This window comes from Streptomyces sp. NPDC003248 (assembly GCF_055563235.1).
In genome coordinates, this window is sequence record NZ_JBVHDT010000002.1 from 628714 (window position 1) to 643768 (window position 15055).

Sequence of the window (15055 nt, forward strand, 5' to 3'; positions counted from 1 at the left end):
CGCGACCGCCGTCGGCGGTCGGCCGTCGGCGCTCGCAAGGGGTGGTCGGGGTGCCGTAGGTCAGCGCGACCGCTTCGCGAGCCGCTCCACGTCCAGCAGGATCACCGCGCGCGCCTCCAGGCGCAGCCATCCGCGCTGGGCGAAGTCGGCGAGTGCCTTGTTCACCGTCTCGCGGGAGGCGCCGACGAGCTGGGCCAGCTCCTCCTGCGTGAGGTCGTGGACGACGTGGATGCCTTCCTCGGACTGCACGCCGAAGCGGCGGGAGAGGTCCAGCAGGGCGCGGGCGACACGGCCGGGCACGTCCGAGAAGACCAGGTCCGACATGGCGTCGTTGGTCTTGCGCAGGCGCCGGGCGACGGCGCGCAGCAGCGCGGAGGCCACCTCGGGGCGGGCGTTGAGCCAGGGCTGGAGGTCGCCGTGGCCGAGGCCCAGCAGCTTCACCTCGGTCAGCGCGGTGGCGGTCGCCGTACGCGGGCCGGGGTCGAAGAGCGACAGCTCGCCGATCAGCTCGCTGGGTCCGACCACCGCCAGCATGTTCTCCCGGCCGTCCGGGGACGTGCGGTGGAGCTTCACCTTGCCCTCGGTGACGACGTAGAGCCGGTCGCCCGGGTCGCCCTCGTGGAACAGGGAGTCGCCACGGGCGAGGGTCACCTCACTCATGGAGGCGCGCAGCTCCGCGGCCTGCTCGTCGTCGAGTGCCGCGAAGAGCGGGTTGCGCCGCAGAACGTCGTCCACGAGTTCTCTCCTTGTCGACCTGCTCAGGGGATCTTGCTCCCCTGTCTGCCAGGGGACCGTGTTCCCCATTTTGCCGGACGGTCCAAACAGTGTGATCTGTCACAAGGATGCCGCACAGGTGCTCTGAGGTAAGCGGCAGGGGTCCGATCGGGGGCTGATCTTCCGAGGCCAAGGCGGATGTCGGCGGTGGGCTTTAGGCTGGCCGGGTGTCCAAGTCGCCGGTGAGAGTGCAGGCCTGAGGGGGTTGGGCGGTGGTTGTACGACGGGATTCCGCTGTGGGCGAACAGACGTCCGGTGAGGGTGAGAAAGCGGCGAAGGTGACGAAGAAGGCGCCTATGAAGAAAGCGCCCGTGAAGAAGGAGCCCGTGGAGAAGGAGCCCCTGGAGGCGGATCCCGTGAAGAGGGGGCCTGCCAGGCCGTCGGCCGGGAAGACCCCGCCGGGAAAGGCGGCGTCCGCGGCGCGGAAGCCCGAGTCCCGTACGGCGCTCGTCCGCCGCGCACGCCGGATCAACCGCGAGCTCGCCGAGGTCTACCCTTACGCCCACCCGGAACTCGACTTCGAGAATCCCTTCCAGCTGCTGGTCGCCACGGTCCTGTCCGCGCAGACCACCGACCTGCGGGTCAACCAGACCACCCCCGCCCTCTTCGCCAAGTACCCCACCCCCGAGGACCTGGCCGCCGCCGACCCGCAGGAGGTCGAGGAGATCCTCCGGCCGTGCGGCTTCTTCCGCGCCAAGACCAGGTCGGTGACCGGGCTCTCCAAGGCCCTGGTGGAGGAGTTCGACGGCGAGGTCCCCGGAAAGCTGGAGGACCTGGTCAAGCTGCCCGGCGTGGGCCGCAAGACCGCCTTCGTGGTGCTGGGCAACGCGTTCGGCCGGCCCGGCATCACCGTGGACACGCACTTCCAGCGGCTGGTGCGGCGCTGGAAGTGGACCGAGGCGACCGACCCCGACAAGATCGAGGCGGAGATCGGCGCGCTCTTCCCCAAGAGCGACTGGACCGACCTCTCCCACCACGTCATCTGGCACGGCCGCCGCATCTGCCACGCCCGCAAGCCCGCCTGCGGCGCCTGTCCCATCACCCCCCTCTGCCCGGCGTACGGCGAGGGCGAGACCGACCCGGAGAAGGCGACGAAGCTCCTGAAGTACGAGAAGGGCGGCTTCCCCGGCCAGCGTCTGAACCCGCCCCAGGCCTACCTGGACGCCGGGGGCCGGCCGGCGCCCCCGCTGGGGGCCGGATGAGGGCAGGGACGGACACGGGACCGGGCCGGCGTCCGACCGTGCGCCCCTTCCCGGGCCCCCGGTCGGCCGCGCGCTCCCTCCCTGCCCCATGGCCGGTCGCGCGCCCCAGCTCCGGCCGCGGCGACGGCTCCCTGCCCCGCCCCCCGAACGCCCCGGCAGCGGTACGTGTCGCGGAACGATCTACGAGGGTTCGGGCGTTGGACTCGGCAGGACGGGGGTGGTGTCTCGGTGACAAGGGCGAGTGACACGCACGGCGGGCCGGTGACGGTCAGCAAGGCGGGGCTGCCGGACTGGCTGGAGCCGGTGGTGCGGGCCGTGGAGACGGTGGAGCCGCGCCAGTTGAGCCGGTTCCTGCCGCCGGAGGACGGCGCGGGACGGCAGTCGGCCGTGCTGATCCTCTTCGGGGAGGGCGAGCGCGGCCCCGAATTGCTGCTCATGGAGCGGGCCGGCTCGCTGCGCTCGCACGCGGGGCAGCCCTCCTTCCCGGGCGGCGCCCTCGACCCGGAGGACGGCGATCCGTACGGCGACGGGCCGTTGCGGGCGGCCCTGCGGGAGGCCGAGGAGGAGACCGGCCTCGACCCGGCCGGTGTGCAGCTCTTCGGCGTGCTGCCCAAGCTGTACATCCCGGTGAGCGGCTTCGTCGTGACGCCGTGCCTGGGCTGGTGGCGGGAGCCGAGCCCGGTCGGCGTGGTCGATCCCGCCGAGACGGCCCGCGTCTTCACGGTCCCCGTGGCCGATCTCACGGACCCCGCGAACCGCGCCATGGCCGTGCACCCCTCGGGCCACCGCGGTGCGGCGTTCACGGTCGCCTCCGCCCTCGTATGGGGGTTCACCGCCGGACTCATCGACCGCCTGCTGCACTACGCGGGATGGGAGCTGCCCTGGGACCGCGAGAAGCAGGTCCCGCTCGACTGGCGGTCATGACAGGGTGTCCCTCGTGAACGTGCTGGACATCCTGTTGCTGGTCGCGGCCGTGTGGTTCGCGGTGGTGGGCTACCGCCAGGGCTTCGTCGTCGGCATCCTGTCGGTGATCGGGTTCCTGGGCGGCGGCCTCGTCGCCGTGTATCTGCTGCCCGTCATCTGGGACGCGCTGACCGACAACGCCGAGGTCAGTACGACGGCCGCCGTCGTCGCGGTCGTCGTGGTGATCGTCTGCGCCTCCGTCGGCCAGGCCCTGACCACCCACCTCGGCAACAAGCTGCGCCGGTACATCACCTGGTCCCCGGCCCGTGCGCTGGACGCCACCGGCGGCGCCCTCGTCAACGTCGTCGCCATGCTGCTCGTGGCATGGCTGATCGGCTCCGCGCTCGCCGGCACCACCCTGCCGACGCTCGGCAAGGAGGTCCGCAACTCCACGGTGTTGCAGGGGGTGTCCCGGGCACTGCCCGACCAGGCCGACAACTGGTTCACCGACTTCTCCACCGTCCTCGCGCAGAACGGCTTCCCGCAGGTCTTCAGCCCGTTCTCCAACGAGCCGATCACCGACGTGCAGCCGCCCGACCCGGCGCTCGCGGGCAGCGCGGTGGCCACGCGCGCGCAGCGCTCCATCGTCAAGGTCATGGGAACCGCGGAGAGCTGCGGCAAGGTCCTGGAAGGCACCGGCTTCGTCTTCGGCGAGCGCCGCGTCATGACCAACGCGCACGTGGTCGGCGGCGTCGACGAGCCCACCGTCCAGATAGGCGGCGAGGGCCGCAAGTACGACGCCACCGTCGTGCTGTACGACTGGAAGCGCGACATCGCCGTCCTGGACGTACCGGACCTCGACGCACCCGTCCTGGAGTTCACCACCGCCGACGCGGCGAGCGGCGACAGCGCGATCGTCGCCGGCTTCCCCGAGAACGGGTCCTACGACGTCCGCGCCGCGCGCGTGCGCGGGCGCATCAAGGCCAACGGCCCCGACATCTACCACCGCGGCACCGTCAGCCGTGAGGTCTACTCGCTGTACGCCACCGTCCGCCAGGGCAACTCCGGCGGCCCGCTGCTCACCCCCGAGGGCAAGGTGTACGGCGTGGTCTTCGCCAAGTCCCTCGACGACGCCGACACCGGTTACGCCCTCACCGCGGACGAGATCCAGCAGGACATCGCCCAGGGGCGCACCGCCGGCCAGGAAGTCGACAGCGACAACTGCGCCTTGTAGTCCCTCCGCCTCACGCCGGGCGGCCTCACGCCGGGCGGCCCGCCCGGACAGGCTTCACGCGGGTTCGGTACCCGCGCCGATGCTCTGTGCGGATGCGGTGCCCGCGCTACCTGTCCCGTGCGGATGCGGTGCCCCGCGCTGGATGCCTCACGCGGGCTCAGTGCCCGCGCCGGAAGCCCTCTGCGTGCGTGGGTGCCCGTGCATGCTTCGTACGGGTCGCGGGCGCCTTGCGCGCATGCCCCGTGCGGGTGATGCGTGCCCCGTGGCGGCGCGTCCGCGGCAGGCGCAGGTGCGACGACCGGGGGAGCGCTGTACCCGGCGAGGCGACGCCGGACGGCGCCGTACGGGACGGAGCCGCGGGAGGCGTGTCGCGGGGGTGACGCGGTGGGGCGGTCGGTCAGCCGCGCGGGTGACGCAGGCGTACCGAGACCCAGCGGGCCCGGCGGCGCAGGATGCGCGGAATGCCCACGCGGAGGTCGCCGCCTTGCGGCGCGTAACCTCGCTCATGGGGGCTCAGGCCGGAGGCCGAGCGGCGGGTGCGTGCTGCGTCACTGTAGTCGTGCGTCCAGCCCATACCCCGACGTGTGCCCTCGCCCCAAGGTCGATAACCGCCTGGAGGGCGGCCAATTGGCCTATGCGCCGGGCAAGTGGCTGTTCGTAGGACAGGTGTTCCATCTCCGGATACCGGGCGCGACGACCGCGTCACCGATCGGGTTCGGGATCCTTCAGCCAGTTGACCAGTTCGGTGGAGAAGGCGACCGGGTCCTCCTCGTGCGGGTAGTGGCCGAGCCCGTCGAACAGCCGCCAGCGGTAGGGCGCCTCGACGTACTCCCCGGAGCCGGCCGCGCTGCGGGTGCGCAGCACCGGGTCGAGGGAGCCGTGCAGGTGCAGCGTCGGCACGCGCACGGGCCGCTTCATGCGCCGGTAGAACTGGACGCCGTCCGGCCGGGCCAGCGACCGCACCAGCCACCGGTACGGCTCCACCGAGCAGTGCGCCGTGGACGGGATGCACATCGCGCGCCGGTACGTCTCCACTGCCTCGTCCTCCGGCGGCCGCGGCCCGGACCACTCCCGGATCAGCCGGCCCACCAGCTCCCCGTCGTCTGCGGTCAGCTGCCGTTCCGGGATCCAGGGCCGCTGGAACCCCCAGATGTGCGAGCCGGCGGCGGTCTGCCGGACGTCGGTGAGCATCGCCGAGCGCCAGCGGCGCGGGTGCGGCATCGAGGCGACCGCCAGCCGCCGGACCAGCTTGGGGCGCATGACGGCCGCCGTCCACGCCAGGTAGCCGCCCAGATCGTGGCCGACCAGCGCGGCGTCCGGCTCCCCGAGGGAGCGGATCACGCCGGTGATGTCGAGGGCGAGGTTGGCGGGGTCGTAGCCGCGGGGGGTGCGGTCGCTGCCGCCGACGCCGCGCAGGTCCATGGCGACGGCCCGGAAGCCCGCGTCGGCGAGCGCGGTCAACTGGTGCCGCCAGGTCCACCAGAACTGGGGGAAGCCGTGCACCAGCATGACGAGGGGGCCGTCGCCCAGCTCGGCGATGTGGAAGCGCGCGCCGTTCGCGGCGACCTCCCGGTGGGTCACCTTTCTGCCGTCGACCAGGTCGGGTCGTACGACTGCCGTGGGGGGCACCGGGGCGGGCTGCGCCGAAGGCGTCGCGGGGTCCGTCATGACGTCGAGCGTGCCACAGCCTCGATGGCCTGCGGGGCCCGGTCCTGGACGAGCTCGGGCCGCGGGTGCGGCTTCGCCTTCTGCAGGACCCCCGCGGACTCCTTCACCGAGGCGGCGACCTTCTGCGGACCCTTGCCCTTCTTGGCCTTCTTCGCGAAGACGACGCCGATCAGCACGAGGACCAGGGCCACGAGGACGTTGGCCGCGAACGACAGCAGGAAGCAGACGGCGAGGTTCCAGCGGCTCCAGGTCCGGATGCCGTAGGCGAGGGCGAAGTTCAGCATCGGCAGGGAGAAGAGGAGGATCGCCCCGGCCAGCGAGAACGCGCCGCCGCTCGTCGCGCCCCGCTTGACGTCCTGCCTGAGCTGCGCCTTCGCCAGCGCGATCTCGTCGTGCACCAGCGCCGACATCTCGGTCGTCGCGGAGGCGAACAGCTGGCCGATGCTTCGTTCGGCGCCGACCGGGCTGCCGTCGGGTGCGCTCATCGCGGTCTCCCTCGTCTTGTACGGTTCCGCCGTCTTCTGCCTGACTGCGTACGGTCCCGTCTTTTGTACCGTCCCGTCAGATCATGCCGGACGGTCGCCCTCCTCGCCCGCCCCGCCCGCGACTTCGGCCCGCCTGTGGCGTGGGGCCGGCTCTCCGGACGGCTTTTCGGACGGCGCCCCGGACGTCACCCCGGACGTCACCCCGGACGTCACCCCGGACGTCACCCCGGACGTCACCCCGGTCTGCTCTTCGGCGATCCGCCGGTGTTCGGCGGCCTTGCGGTCGTAGATCTCGGCCATGCGCAGGTGGTACGCCGGATCGTCCTGTTCGTAGACGTCCGGGATGCCGTCGAGGTCGTCGTCGCGCTCCTCCTCCTCGCTCATCCGGCGGTACCCGGCGTTGCGCACCTTCAGCAGGACGGTCGCCAGGCACGCCGCGATCAGTGAGCCCGTCAGGACGGCGGCCTTGACCTCGCCGGTGAGGGCCGGATCACCCTCGAACGCCAGTTCCCCGATGAGCAGGGAGACGGTGAAGCCGATGCCGGCGAGCGACGCGACGGCGAAGACGTCCGCCCAGGCGAGGTCCTCGCTGAGGGAGGCCCGGGTGAACCGGACCGTGAGCCACGACCCGCCGAAGATGCCGATCGTCTTGCCGACGACGAGACCCAGGACGACACCCAGGGTCTCCGGCCGGGAGAACACATCCGCGAGCGCGCTGCCCGAGATCGCCACACCGGCGCTGAACAGGGCGAACAGCGGAACGGCAAGGCCTGCGGAGAAGGGGCGCACGAGATGCTCGATGCGCTCACCCGGAGACTGCTCCTCGCCCTCCCGGAGGGTGCAGCGCAGCATCAGGCCCATGGCGACGCCGGCGATGGTGGCGTGGATGCCGCTGTTGTACATCAGCGCCCAGATCACGACCGCGAGCGGAACGTACACGTACCAGCCGCGTACGCCCGCGCGCAGCAGCAGCCAGAACAGCGCGAGCCCGGCGACCGCGCCGCCGAGCGCGGCGAAGTCGAGGGACTCCGTGAAGAAGACCGCGATGATCAGGATCGCGAACAGGTCGTCGACGACGGCGAGCGTGAGCAGGAAGGCCCGCAGGGAGCTCGGCAACGAGGTGCCGATGACGGCGAGCACGGCCAGCGCGAAGGCGATGTCGGTGGCGGTGGGCACCGCCCAGCCGTCGGTCGCTCCCCCGCCCGTGAGAGTGGTCAGCGTGTAGACCAGCGCCGGTACGGCCATCCCGCACAGGGCGGCCACCACGGGCAGCACGGCGGCCCTGGGGTCCCTCAGGTCACCGGCGACCAGCTCACGTTTGAGCTCGATGCCGGCGACGAAGAAGAAGACGGCGAGCAGGCCGTCGGCGGCCCAGTGCGCGATCGACAGGTTCAGGCCGAGGGCCTCGGGGCCGAGGTGGAAGTGGCTGACGCTCTCGTAGCTGTCGTGCAGGGCGGGGACGTTCGCCCAGATCAGCGCGGCGACGGCGGCGACGAGCAGGATCACACCACCGACGGTCTCGGTGCGGAGCGCGTCCGCGACGTAGGTCCGCTCGGGGAGGGACAGCCGTCCGAGGGCCTTGCGGGGGGCGGGGGTGCGGGGCGGCGCGGTCACGGCGGAGACCTCCGGTCGGTGGGCAGGACGGAACACCTGCCGACCAGACTTCCCGGCGCACCTGTTCGCTCATTTTACGTAAGGGGCGTGAAGGGGGGCACGCCGTGGTGCACCGATGCGCGGATGCACCGATGCACCGATGCACCGATGCACCGATGCACCGATGCACCGATGCACCGATGCACGGATGCACCGATGCACGGATGCACCGGGTGCCCGGGGACGCCGTTCTCAGTCGTCCCCGGGCACCCGTCGCCGTTCTCGGCTGCCCTTCTCAGTCGACGGGCTCGGCCGCCGTTCTCAGCCGCCGTTCTCGGTCGACGGGCAGGCGACGGGCTCAGCCGTCGTGGCCGCTCAGTCCTCGCTCGGTGACGCCGGCAGTTTGGCCTGGATGAGATCCATGACCGTCGAGTCACTGAGCGTGGTCACGTCACCGACCTGGCGGTTCTCGGCGACGTCCCGCAGCAGACGGCGCATGATCTTGCCGGAGCGGGTCTTCGGCAGTTCGGCCACGGGGAGGATGCGCTTCGGCTTGGCGATGGGGCCGAGCGTGGCACCGACGTGGTTGCGCAGGTCGTCGACGAGGCTCGCGTCCTCCGACGCCGTACCGCGCAGGATCACGAAGGCGACGATCGCCTGGCCCGTCGTCTCGTCCGCCGCGCCGACGACGGCCGCCTCGGCCACCGCCGGGTGGGAGACCAGCGCGGACTCCACCTCGGTGGTGGAGATGTTGTGGCCCGACACGAGCATCACGTCGTCCACCCGGCCCAGCAGCCAGATGTCGCCGTCGTCGTCCTTCTTCGCGCCGTCGCCGGCGAAGTACTTGCCCTCGAAGCGCGACCAGTACGTGTCGAGGAAGCGCTGGTCGTCGCCCCAGATGGTGCGCAGCATGGACGGCCACGGCTCGGTGAGGACCAGGTAGCCGCCTCCGCCGTCGGGTACCTCGTTCGCCTCGTCGTCGACGACGGTCGCCGCGATGCCGGGCAGCGGGCGCTGGGCCGACCCGGGCTTGGCCTCGGTGACGCCCGGCAGCGGCGAGATCATCATCGCGCCGGTCTCGGTCTGCCACCAGGTGTCGACGACGGGAGTGCGGTCCGCGCCGATGTGCTTGCGGTACCAGATCCAGGCGTCGGGGTTGATCGGCTCCCCGACGGACCCCAGGACGCGCAGACTGGAGAGGTCGAACTTCGCGGGGATGTCGTCGCCCCACTTCATGAACGTACGGATCGCGGTCGGCGCCGTGTACAGGATCGTCACGCCGTACTTCTGGACGATCTCCCAGAAGCGGCCCTGGTGCGGGGTGTCCGGGGTGCCCTCGTACATGACCTGCGTCGCGCCGTTCGCCAGCGGCCCGTACACGATGTAGGAGTGTCCGGTGACCCAGCCGACGTCGGCGGTGCACCAGTAGACGTCCGTCTCCGGCTTCAGGTCGAAGACGGCGTGGTGCGTGTACGCGGTCTGGGTGAGGTAGCCGCCGGAGGTGTGCAGGATGCCCTTCGGCTTCCCCGTGGTGCCGGAGGTGTAGAGGATGAACAGCGGGTGCTCGGCCTCGAACGCCTCCGGCGTGTGCTCCGCCGACTGCCGCCCGACGATCTCGTGCCACCACTGGTCGCGGCCGCCGTCCCACGCGACGTCCTGGCCGGTGCGGCGGACCACGAGCACATGCTCGACGTTGTCGACCTTGGCGACCGCCTCGTCGACGGCCGGCTTGAGCGCGGACGGCTTGCCGCGCCGGTAGCCGCCGTCCGCCGTGATGACGACCTTGGCGTCGGCGTCCTGGATGCGGGTCGCCAGCGCGTCCGCCGAGAAACCGCCGAAGACGACCGAGTGCGCGGCGCCGATGCGGGCGCACGCCAGCATCGCGACCGCCGTCTCGGGGATCATCGGCATGTAGACGGCGACCCGGTCGCCCTTGCGGACCCCCAGCTCCAGCAAGGCGTTGGCGGCCCGGGAGACCTCGTCCTTGAGCTCGGCGTAGGTGAGGGCGCGGCTGTCGCCGGGCTCGCCCTCGAAGTGGATCGCGACCCGGTCGCCGTGCCCGGCCTCCACGTGCCGGTCCACGCAGTTGTAGGCGACGTTGAGTTCGCCGTCCTTGAACCACTTGGCGAACGGCGGGTTCGACCAGTCCAGCGTCTCCGTCGGCTCCTTGGCCCAGGTCAGCCGGCGGGCCTGCGCGGCCCAGAAGCCGAGCCGGTCAGCCTTGGCCTGTTCGTACGCCTCCGCCGTCACGTTGGCGTGCGCCGCCAGGTCGGCGGGGGGCGCGAACCTGCGCTCCTCCTTGAGCAGGTTGGAAAGGGAGGACGACTCGCTCACTGTTCCCTCTCCTTCCCGGACAGGTTGGCCAGGCTCTCGTTGCTCACGACATCTCCCTCTCGCAGGGTGTCCGATGTGTCCCAGGCCACACCTCATCAGACCCGGGGGCCCGGTGACAAGGGGCGACGGACAAATGGTTTAGACCTGTGGACCGTGTTCTCGGCTCGCTTCCCGTGGCCGGCCCCGACCGTCGACCGGGGGTCATCCGTAGCCACGGACGCCGACCGGGCCGAGTTCAGCCTCTGTGCCGCCTTTCACATCCCCAACCCCAGGACCAGTGAAGCGCCGCCTGGGCGAGGGCGGCCCGGCGGGACAGGGTGGGAGCAGCGCTCCGCCGTCACGTCGGCGTGGGCCGCGGAACCCGGCGTGCCGGGGAACCCCTGCATGGCCCGAACCGGAACCGTCCACGTGCTCAAGGACAAGCTGTTGTCGCCTGCGCGGATGGAGCTGTGACCCCAGCGCCGGGCCGGTGACGGAGCCGGTGTGCGACCGCGCCCCGACGGGGCCGCACACCGGCGCCGGGTTCACGCCGACACGTCCATCACCCCCACATGGTCGAACACCTCGCCGTCGCTCTTGTCTCCCTCTGCGAGCAGATACGCCTGTGCCTCGCCCACGTGGAAGTACATCCCGTGCAGTTCCAGCGCCCCGGCCCGCAGCGCCCGGGCCACCGACTCATGGCCGCGCAGGTGGTCCAGTTGCTGGACCACATTGATCAGGCAGAGCTGCTCGACCGCGTCGGCGGGCGCCCGCCCGGCCAGCCGGACCCAGGGGCGGCCGGCGTCGGCCATCCGCTCCAGGCTCGGCAGCCCGAGTCGCAGCCATCGCTTCAACGGGGTCTGCGCCGCACCCGGTTCGGAGGCGAGGAGGGCCTGCATGGCCCCGCACCCGGAGTGCCCGCACACCGTGATGGACCGCACCTTGAGCACGTCCACCGCGTATTCGATGGCGGCCGCCACCGAGTCGTCCCCGCTCTCCTCGCCGGGGGGCGGAACCAGATTGCCCACGTTCCGCACGACGAACAGGTCGCCGGGACCACTGGAGGTGATCATCGACGTGACCAGCCGTGAGTCGGCGCAGGTGAGGAACAGCTGGGACGGCTGCTGCCCCTCGCGGGCCAGCCGCGCCAGTTCACCTCGCACCAGCGGGGCGGTGTTCCGGTGGAATGCGTTGATCCCCCGTACGAGTTGGTGAGCGCTCGGTTCGGATTCGGTGGATCTGGCCGGGGCGGTCGGTCCGGACTCGGCCGACCCGCCGGGGGTGGTCGGTCGGGAGGCGGCCGGCCTGCCCGGAGCGGTCGGTCCTGAGCCGGTGGCTCTGCCCGGGACGGTCGGGACGGCCGGCTCCTCGGACGTCGGTGTGGTGGTCTTCTCCGAACCGCCCGTCTCCTCTCCCGCGTCGGACGTGGTCGGTCCCTCCGGCCGACCGCCCGCTTGCCGGGCCGACGGTCGCTCCTCCGGCTCCCCGTCGGCCCGGTCGACGGGCGAGGACGAGGGTGCGGACGGCGGGACCTCGCACTGATGGTTGCGCCAAGGCGTCCACGGACGGCATCGGCAGCCGGCTCTGGGGTCGCCCGTCACCGGGTCGGAGCCGGTGGCCTCGACGGCGGTGGGCTCGGCGACCTTCACCCCGCTGCCGGGGCTGCGGCCGGTCAGCTCGACGGAACCTCCCTGTGCGGTGTGCGTCTTCTGCCAGTCCTGGAGCGTCTCGTACGCCGCGTGGTCCATGAAGGACCCGTCCAACTCGACCACGACCGGGGAGCCGTGGGGCACCAGGTGCAGGGCGCGGCTGAGCCGGGGCACCGCGAGGAACGTCAACTGTCCTCGTACGTGCAAGTGATGGACTCCTTCCCTCTCGTCGTGGGTGATGCGGGTGCGGGTGAGACGGTGCAGGGATACGGCGACGGCCACGGCGATCCCCAGCGCCACGCCCTCCAGGACGCCGAGGAGCACCACGCCGAGGATGGTGACGGCGTACACCGGCACCTCTCGGTGGCGGGTCACCGTGCGGATGTGGTGCAGGGACACCATCTGGATGCCGACGGCCATCACCAGGGCGGCGAGCGAGGCGAGCGGGATGAACTCCAGGACCGGGACCATCAGCAGCGCGGCGACTACTACGAGAACGCCGTGCAGCATCGTGGAGTTCCGGCTCATCGCACCGGCACGGACATTCGCGGTACTGCGCACGGCCACGCCGGCGACGGGCAGTCCGCCGAGGGCGCCGGAGACGATGTTGGCGGAGCCCTGCCCGAGCAGCTCGCGGTCGAGGTCGGAGCGGCCGACCCGGGCGGACGGCCCGGGGCGGGAGGCGATCAGCTTGTCCACCGCGACCGCGCCGAGCAGCGACTGCACACTGCACACCAGCGTGATGGTGAGCACGGCCGTGATGAGACCGAGCACCGGCCCGTCGGGCAGCCCGGCCAGGGCGTGACTTCTCCAGGACGGCAGCTCGACCCTGGGCTGGGTCAGGTCGGCGAGTGCGGCGGTCGCGGTGGCCCCGGCGACGGCGACGAGTGCCGCGGGCAGCGTGCGCAGCAGCCTGCCCACCCGGCCGGGCAGGCGGGGCCAGAGCAGCAGCAGGACGAGAGTGAGGGCGCTGACGGCGACGGCGGCGGGGTGGAGGGCCGCCAACTGGGCCGGCAGCGCACGGACGTTGTCCAGGACGGAGCTCTGCGGGCTGCCGCCGAGGACGATGTGGAGCTGGGCCACGGCGATGGTGACGCCGATGCCGGCGAGCATGCCGTGCACGATCGCGGGGCTGACGGCGAGGGCGCTGCGTGCCACACGCAGGCATCCGAGGCCGAGCTGGGCCAGTCCGGCGAGGACGGTGATGGCGCACGTCGTCCGCCAGCCGTAGCGGTGGATGAGGTCGGCGGTGACGACGGTCAGTCCGGCGGCGGGGCCGCTGACCTGGAGCGGCGAACCGCCGAACCGCCCGGCGACGATCCCGCCGACGGCGGCCGCGACGAGACCGGCCTGCAGGGGCGCGCCGGTGGCGAGGGCGATGCCGAGGGACAGGGGCAGGGCGATCAGGAAGACCGCGATGGAGGCCGACACGTCGGCGCCGGCTACGTGGAAGCGGCGCCGCCGGGGCGGTGGGGGGCTGTGCGGTGGGTGGACGTACTGGGTGTGCGACGAGTCGGACGTGCGGGTGGGGACGCAGGCTGACATGTTTCCCGTCTCCTCCGGGGCAGCGCGGTCGCGGAACAGGTGGTCCCCCGCCGGTGGCGGGGGCGGTCGCGGCCGTGGGTCACGGCGTGCAGTGGCGGGATGAAGAATCAACGCTCAGTAAATAGATCGTAATGCAGAGTAAAGGCCAAGCATGGACTTTCCCGGCAAATGGGTCAATAGATCACCCAGAGGGGTGAAGCAAGTCTTTTATCGGCTTGTCGTACTAATTCCTTCTCGGTCCCATGCGACCTTGGCGGCGCTGTCGGCTCCTCCCGACATGCCACCCGCCGAACGCCCCTGTCGGTGTCGGCCTGAGAGAAGGAAGAAGGTGGGCGGAAGATGGCCGCCACCCAGAGGATCGCTGCGGGCGCCGCGGTTGCCGCGGCCGTCGCCGTATCGCTTGCGGGCTGCACGACAGGAACCGGCGGGACCGACGGTCCCCGGGAAGGAGCGCCGGGCCCGCAGCGGGGCGAGTGGGCCCCTGCTCCCCGGAAGGGCGAGCAGGCCCCGGCCCCCGAGGGCGCGATCCGCCTCATCGGCGACGGCTCCACCGCCTTCACCGGTGCCCAGCCGTACCTGCCCAGACCGGAACGCCTGAAGCCGGGCCGGAAGCCGCCGCAGTTCGTCGTCTTCTCCTGGGACGGTGCCGGCGAGGACAGCCAGCGGCTGTTCTCGCACTTCCGCAAGGTGTCCAAGGAGAACAACGCCACGATGACGTACTTCCTCAGCGGCGTGTACCTGCTGCCGGACGACAAGCGCGACCTCTACAAGCCGCCCCAGCACTCGCCGGGCCGCTCGGACATCGGCTTCAACGACCGTCAGGGCATCGCCGCCACCGTGAAGCAACTGCGCCTGGCCTGGCTGGAGGGCAACGAGATCGGCACCCACTTCAACGGCCACTTCTGCGGCAAGGGCGGCGGGGTCGGCGAGTGGTCGGTGGAGGAGTGGAAGGACGAGATCGCCCAGGCCAAGCAGTTCGTGAAGACCTGGAAGGGCAACACCGGCATGAAGACGGCGGCGCCGCTGCCCTTCGACTACGACAAGGAGCTCATCGGGGCCCGCACCCCCTGCCTCGAAGGCCGGGAGAACTTCATGAAGGCGGCCCGCGACCTCGGCTTCCGCTACGACACCAGCGGTGTCAACAACCAGGTGTGGCCCGAGAAGCAACAGGGCCTGTGGGACCTGTCGATGCAGCTCGTGCCCTTCCCCGGCCACTCGTACGAGCAGCTCACCATGGACTACAACTTCATGGTCAACCAGTCCGGCACCGCCACCCAGGGCGACCCCGACAAGCACGCCTACTGGGGAGACCAGATGCGCGACGGCCTGCTCGGCGGCTTCCGGCGCGCCTACGACGGCAACCGCGCGCCCCTGATCATCGGCAACCACTTCGAGTCCTGGAACGGCGGCGCCTACATGCGCGCCGTCGAGGAGGTCGTGGAGACCGTCTGCACCAAGGAGGACGTGCGCTGTGTCTCCTTCCGGCAACTGGCCGACTGGCTGGACGCCCAGGAACCTCGGGTCCTGGCCAAGCTGCGCACCCTGGGGGTCGGCGAGTCCCCGAGGCAGGGATGGGAGACGTTCCTCTCCGGACACCCCGCCCCGGCCCCGAAGGGCGTGCCCGGGGCGCCGCCGGCCCGGCAGTAGGCGCCGGGCGGGCGCTCGGCGCGCCGGGCGGGCCGGGGCGCG

10 protein-coding genes are annotated in these 15055 nt (G+C 71.6%); 4 read left to right on the plus strand and 6 right to left on the minus strand.

Annotated elements, in window-relative coordinates:
- Positions 1-60 precede the first annotated feature (60 nt).
- Positions 61-735, minus strand: a complete 675-nt coding sequence (locus tag ACZ3KJ_RS08190) for a Crp/Fnr family transcriptional regulator (protein WP_133928442.1) — start codon at positions 733-735, stop codon at positions 61-63.
- 335 nt (positions 736-1070) lie between these two features.
- Here ACZ3KJ_RS08190 and nth point away from each other — a divergent pair, with 335 nt between their 5' ends.
- The 3 genes from nth (at position 1071) to ACZ3KJ_RS08205 (ending at position 4113) form a co-directional block, all read left to right on the plus strand.
- Positions 1071-1976 (plus strand): endonuclease III, encoded by a 906-nt coding sequence (gene nth / locus ACZ3KJ_RS08195; protein ID WP_467525558.1) that lies wholly within the window; start codon positions 1071-1073, stop codon positions 1974-1976.
- A gap of 228 nt (positions 1977-2204) precedes the next feature.
- Positions 2205-2900 carry an NUDIX hydrolase gene (locus tag ACZ3KJ_RS08200; protein WP_467525560.1) on the plus strand — a complete coding sequence of 232 codons (696 nt, stop codon included), beginning with the start codon at positions 2205-2207 and terminating at the stop codon, positions 2898-2900.
- A 13-nt stretch (positions 2901-2913) separates the two neighbouring features.
- Complete coding sequence (locus tag ACZ3KJ_RS08205) at positions 2914-4113, plus strand: MarP family serine protease (RefSeq protein WP_467525562.1); 1200 nt, start codon at positions 2914-2916, stop codon at positions 4111-4113.
- Between the two features lie 702 nt (positions 4114-4815).
- Here ACZ3KJ_RS08205 and ACZ3KJ_RS08210 read toward each other — a convergent pair.
- The 5 genes from ACZ3KJ_RS08210 to ACZ3KJ_RS08230 form a co-directional block, all read right to left on the minus strand.
- Positions 4816-5781 (minus strand): alpha/beta fold hydrolase, encoded by a 966-nt coding sequence (locus ACZ3KJ_RS08210; RefSeq protein WP_467525564.1) that lies wholly within the window; start codon positions 5779-5781, stop codon positions 4816-4818.
- The gene (locus tag ACZ3KJ_RS08215) at positions 5778-6266 is read right to left on the minus strand and encodes a phage holin family protein (RefSeq protein WP_389525098.1); all 489 of its coding nucleotides are present in this window, start codon (positions 6264-6266) and stop codon (positions 5778-5780) included. The genes ACZ3KJ_RS08210 and ACZ3KJ_RS08215 overlap by 4 nt, the downstream gene beginning before the upstream one ends.
- 81 nt (positions 6267-6347) lie before the next feature.
- On the minus strand, positions 6348-7880 hold the full coding sequence (nhaA, locus tag ACZ3KJ_RS08220) for a Na+/H+ antiporter NhaA (protein WP_467525567.1): 1533 nt from the start codon (positions 7878-7880) through the stop codon (positions 6348-6350).
- A 354-nt stretch (positions 7881-8234) separates the two neighbouring features.
- Positions 8235-10193, minus strand: a complete 1959-nt coding sequence (gene acs / locus ACZ3KJ_RS08225; protein ID WP_467525568.1) for an acetate--CoA ligase — start codon at positions 10191-10193, stop codon at positions 8235-8237.
- A 524-nt stretch (positions 10194-10717) separates the two neighbouring features.
- Entirely contained in the window at positions 10718-13366 is a 2649-nt protein-coding gene (locus ACZ3KJ_RS08230; RefSeq protein WP_467525570.1) for a bifunctional SulP family inorganic anion transporter/carbonic anhydrase, read from the minus strand.
- Positions 13367-13705: 339 nt separating this feature from the next.
- Here ACZ3KJ_RS08230 and ACZ3KJ_RS08235 point away from each other — a divergent pair, with 339 nt between their 5' ends.
- Positions 13706-15013, plus strand: coding sequence for a polysaccharide deacetylase family protein (locus ACZ3KJ_RS08235; RefSeq protein ID WP_467525572.1), 1308 nt, complete (start codon positions 13706-13708; stop codon positions 15011-15013).
- The last annotated feature ends 42 nt before the right edge of the window (positions 15014-15055 follow it).

Coding starts and splice junctions, on each gene's coding strand:
- ACZ3KJ_RS08210 (WP_467525564.1), bottom strand. CDS start 5,781: ATGACGGACCCCGCGACGCCTTCGGCGCAGCCCGCCCCGGTGCCCCCC.
- ACZ3KJ_RS08230 (WP_467525570.1), bottom strand. CDS start 13,366: ATGTCAGCCTGCGTCCCCACCCGCACGTCCGACTCGTCGCACACCCAG.
- ACZ3KJ_RS08235 (WP_467525572.1), top strand. CDS start 13,706: ATGGCCGCCACCCAGAGGATCGCTGCGGGCGCCGCGGTTGCCGCGGCC.
- nth (WP_467525558.1), top strand. CDS start 1,071: ATGAAGAAAGCGCCCGTGAAGAAGGAGCCCGTGGAGAAGGAGCCCCTG.
- ACZ3KJ_RS08215 (WP_389525098.1), bottom strand. CDS start 6,266: ATGAGCGCACCCGACGGCAGCCCGGTCGGCGCCGAACGAAGCATCGGC.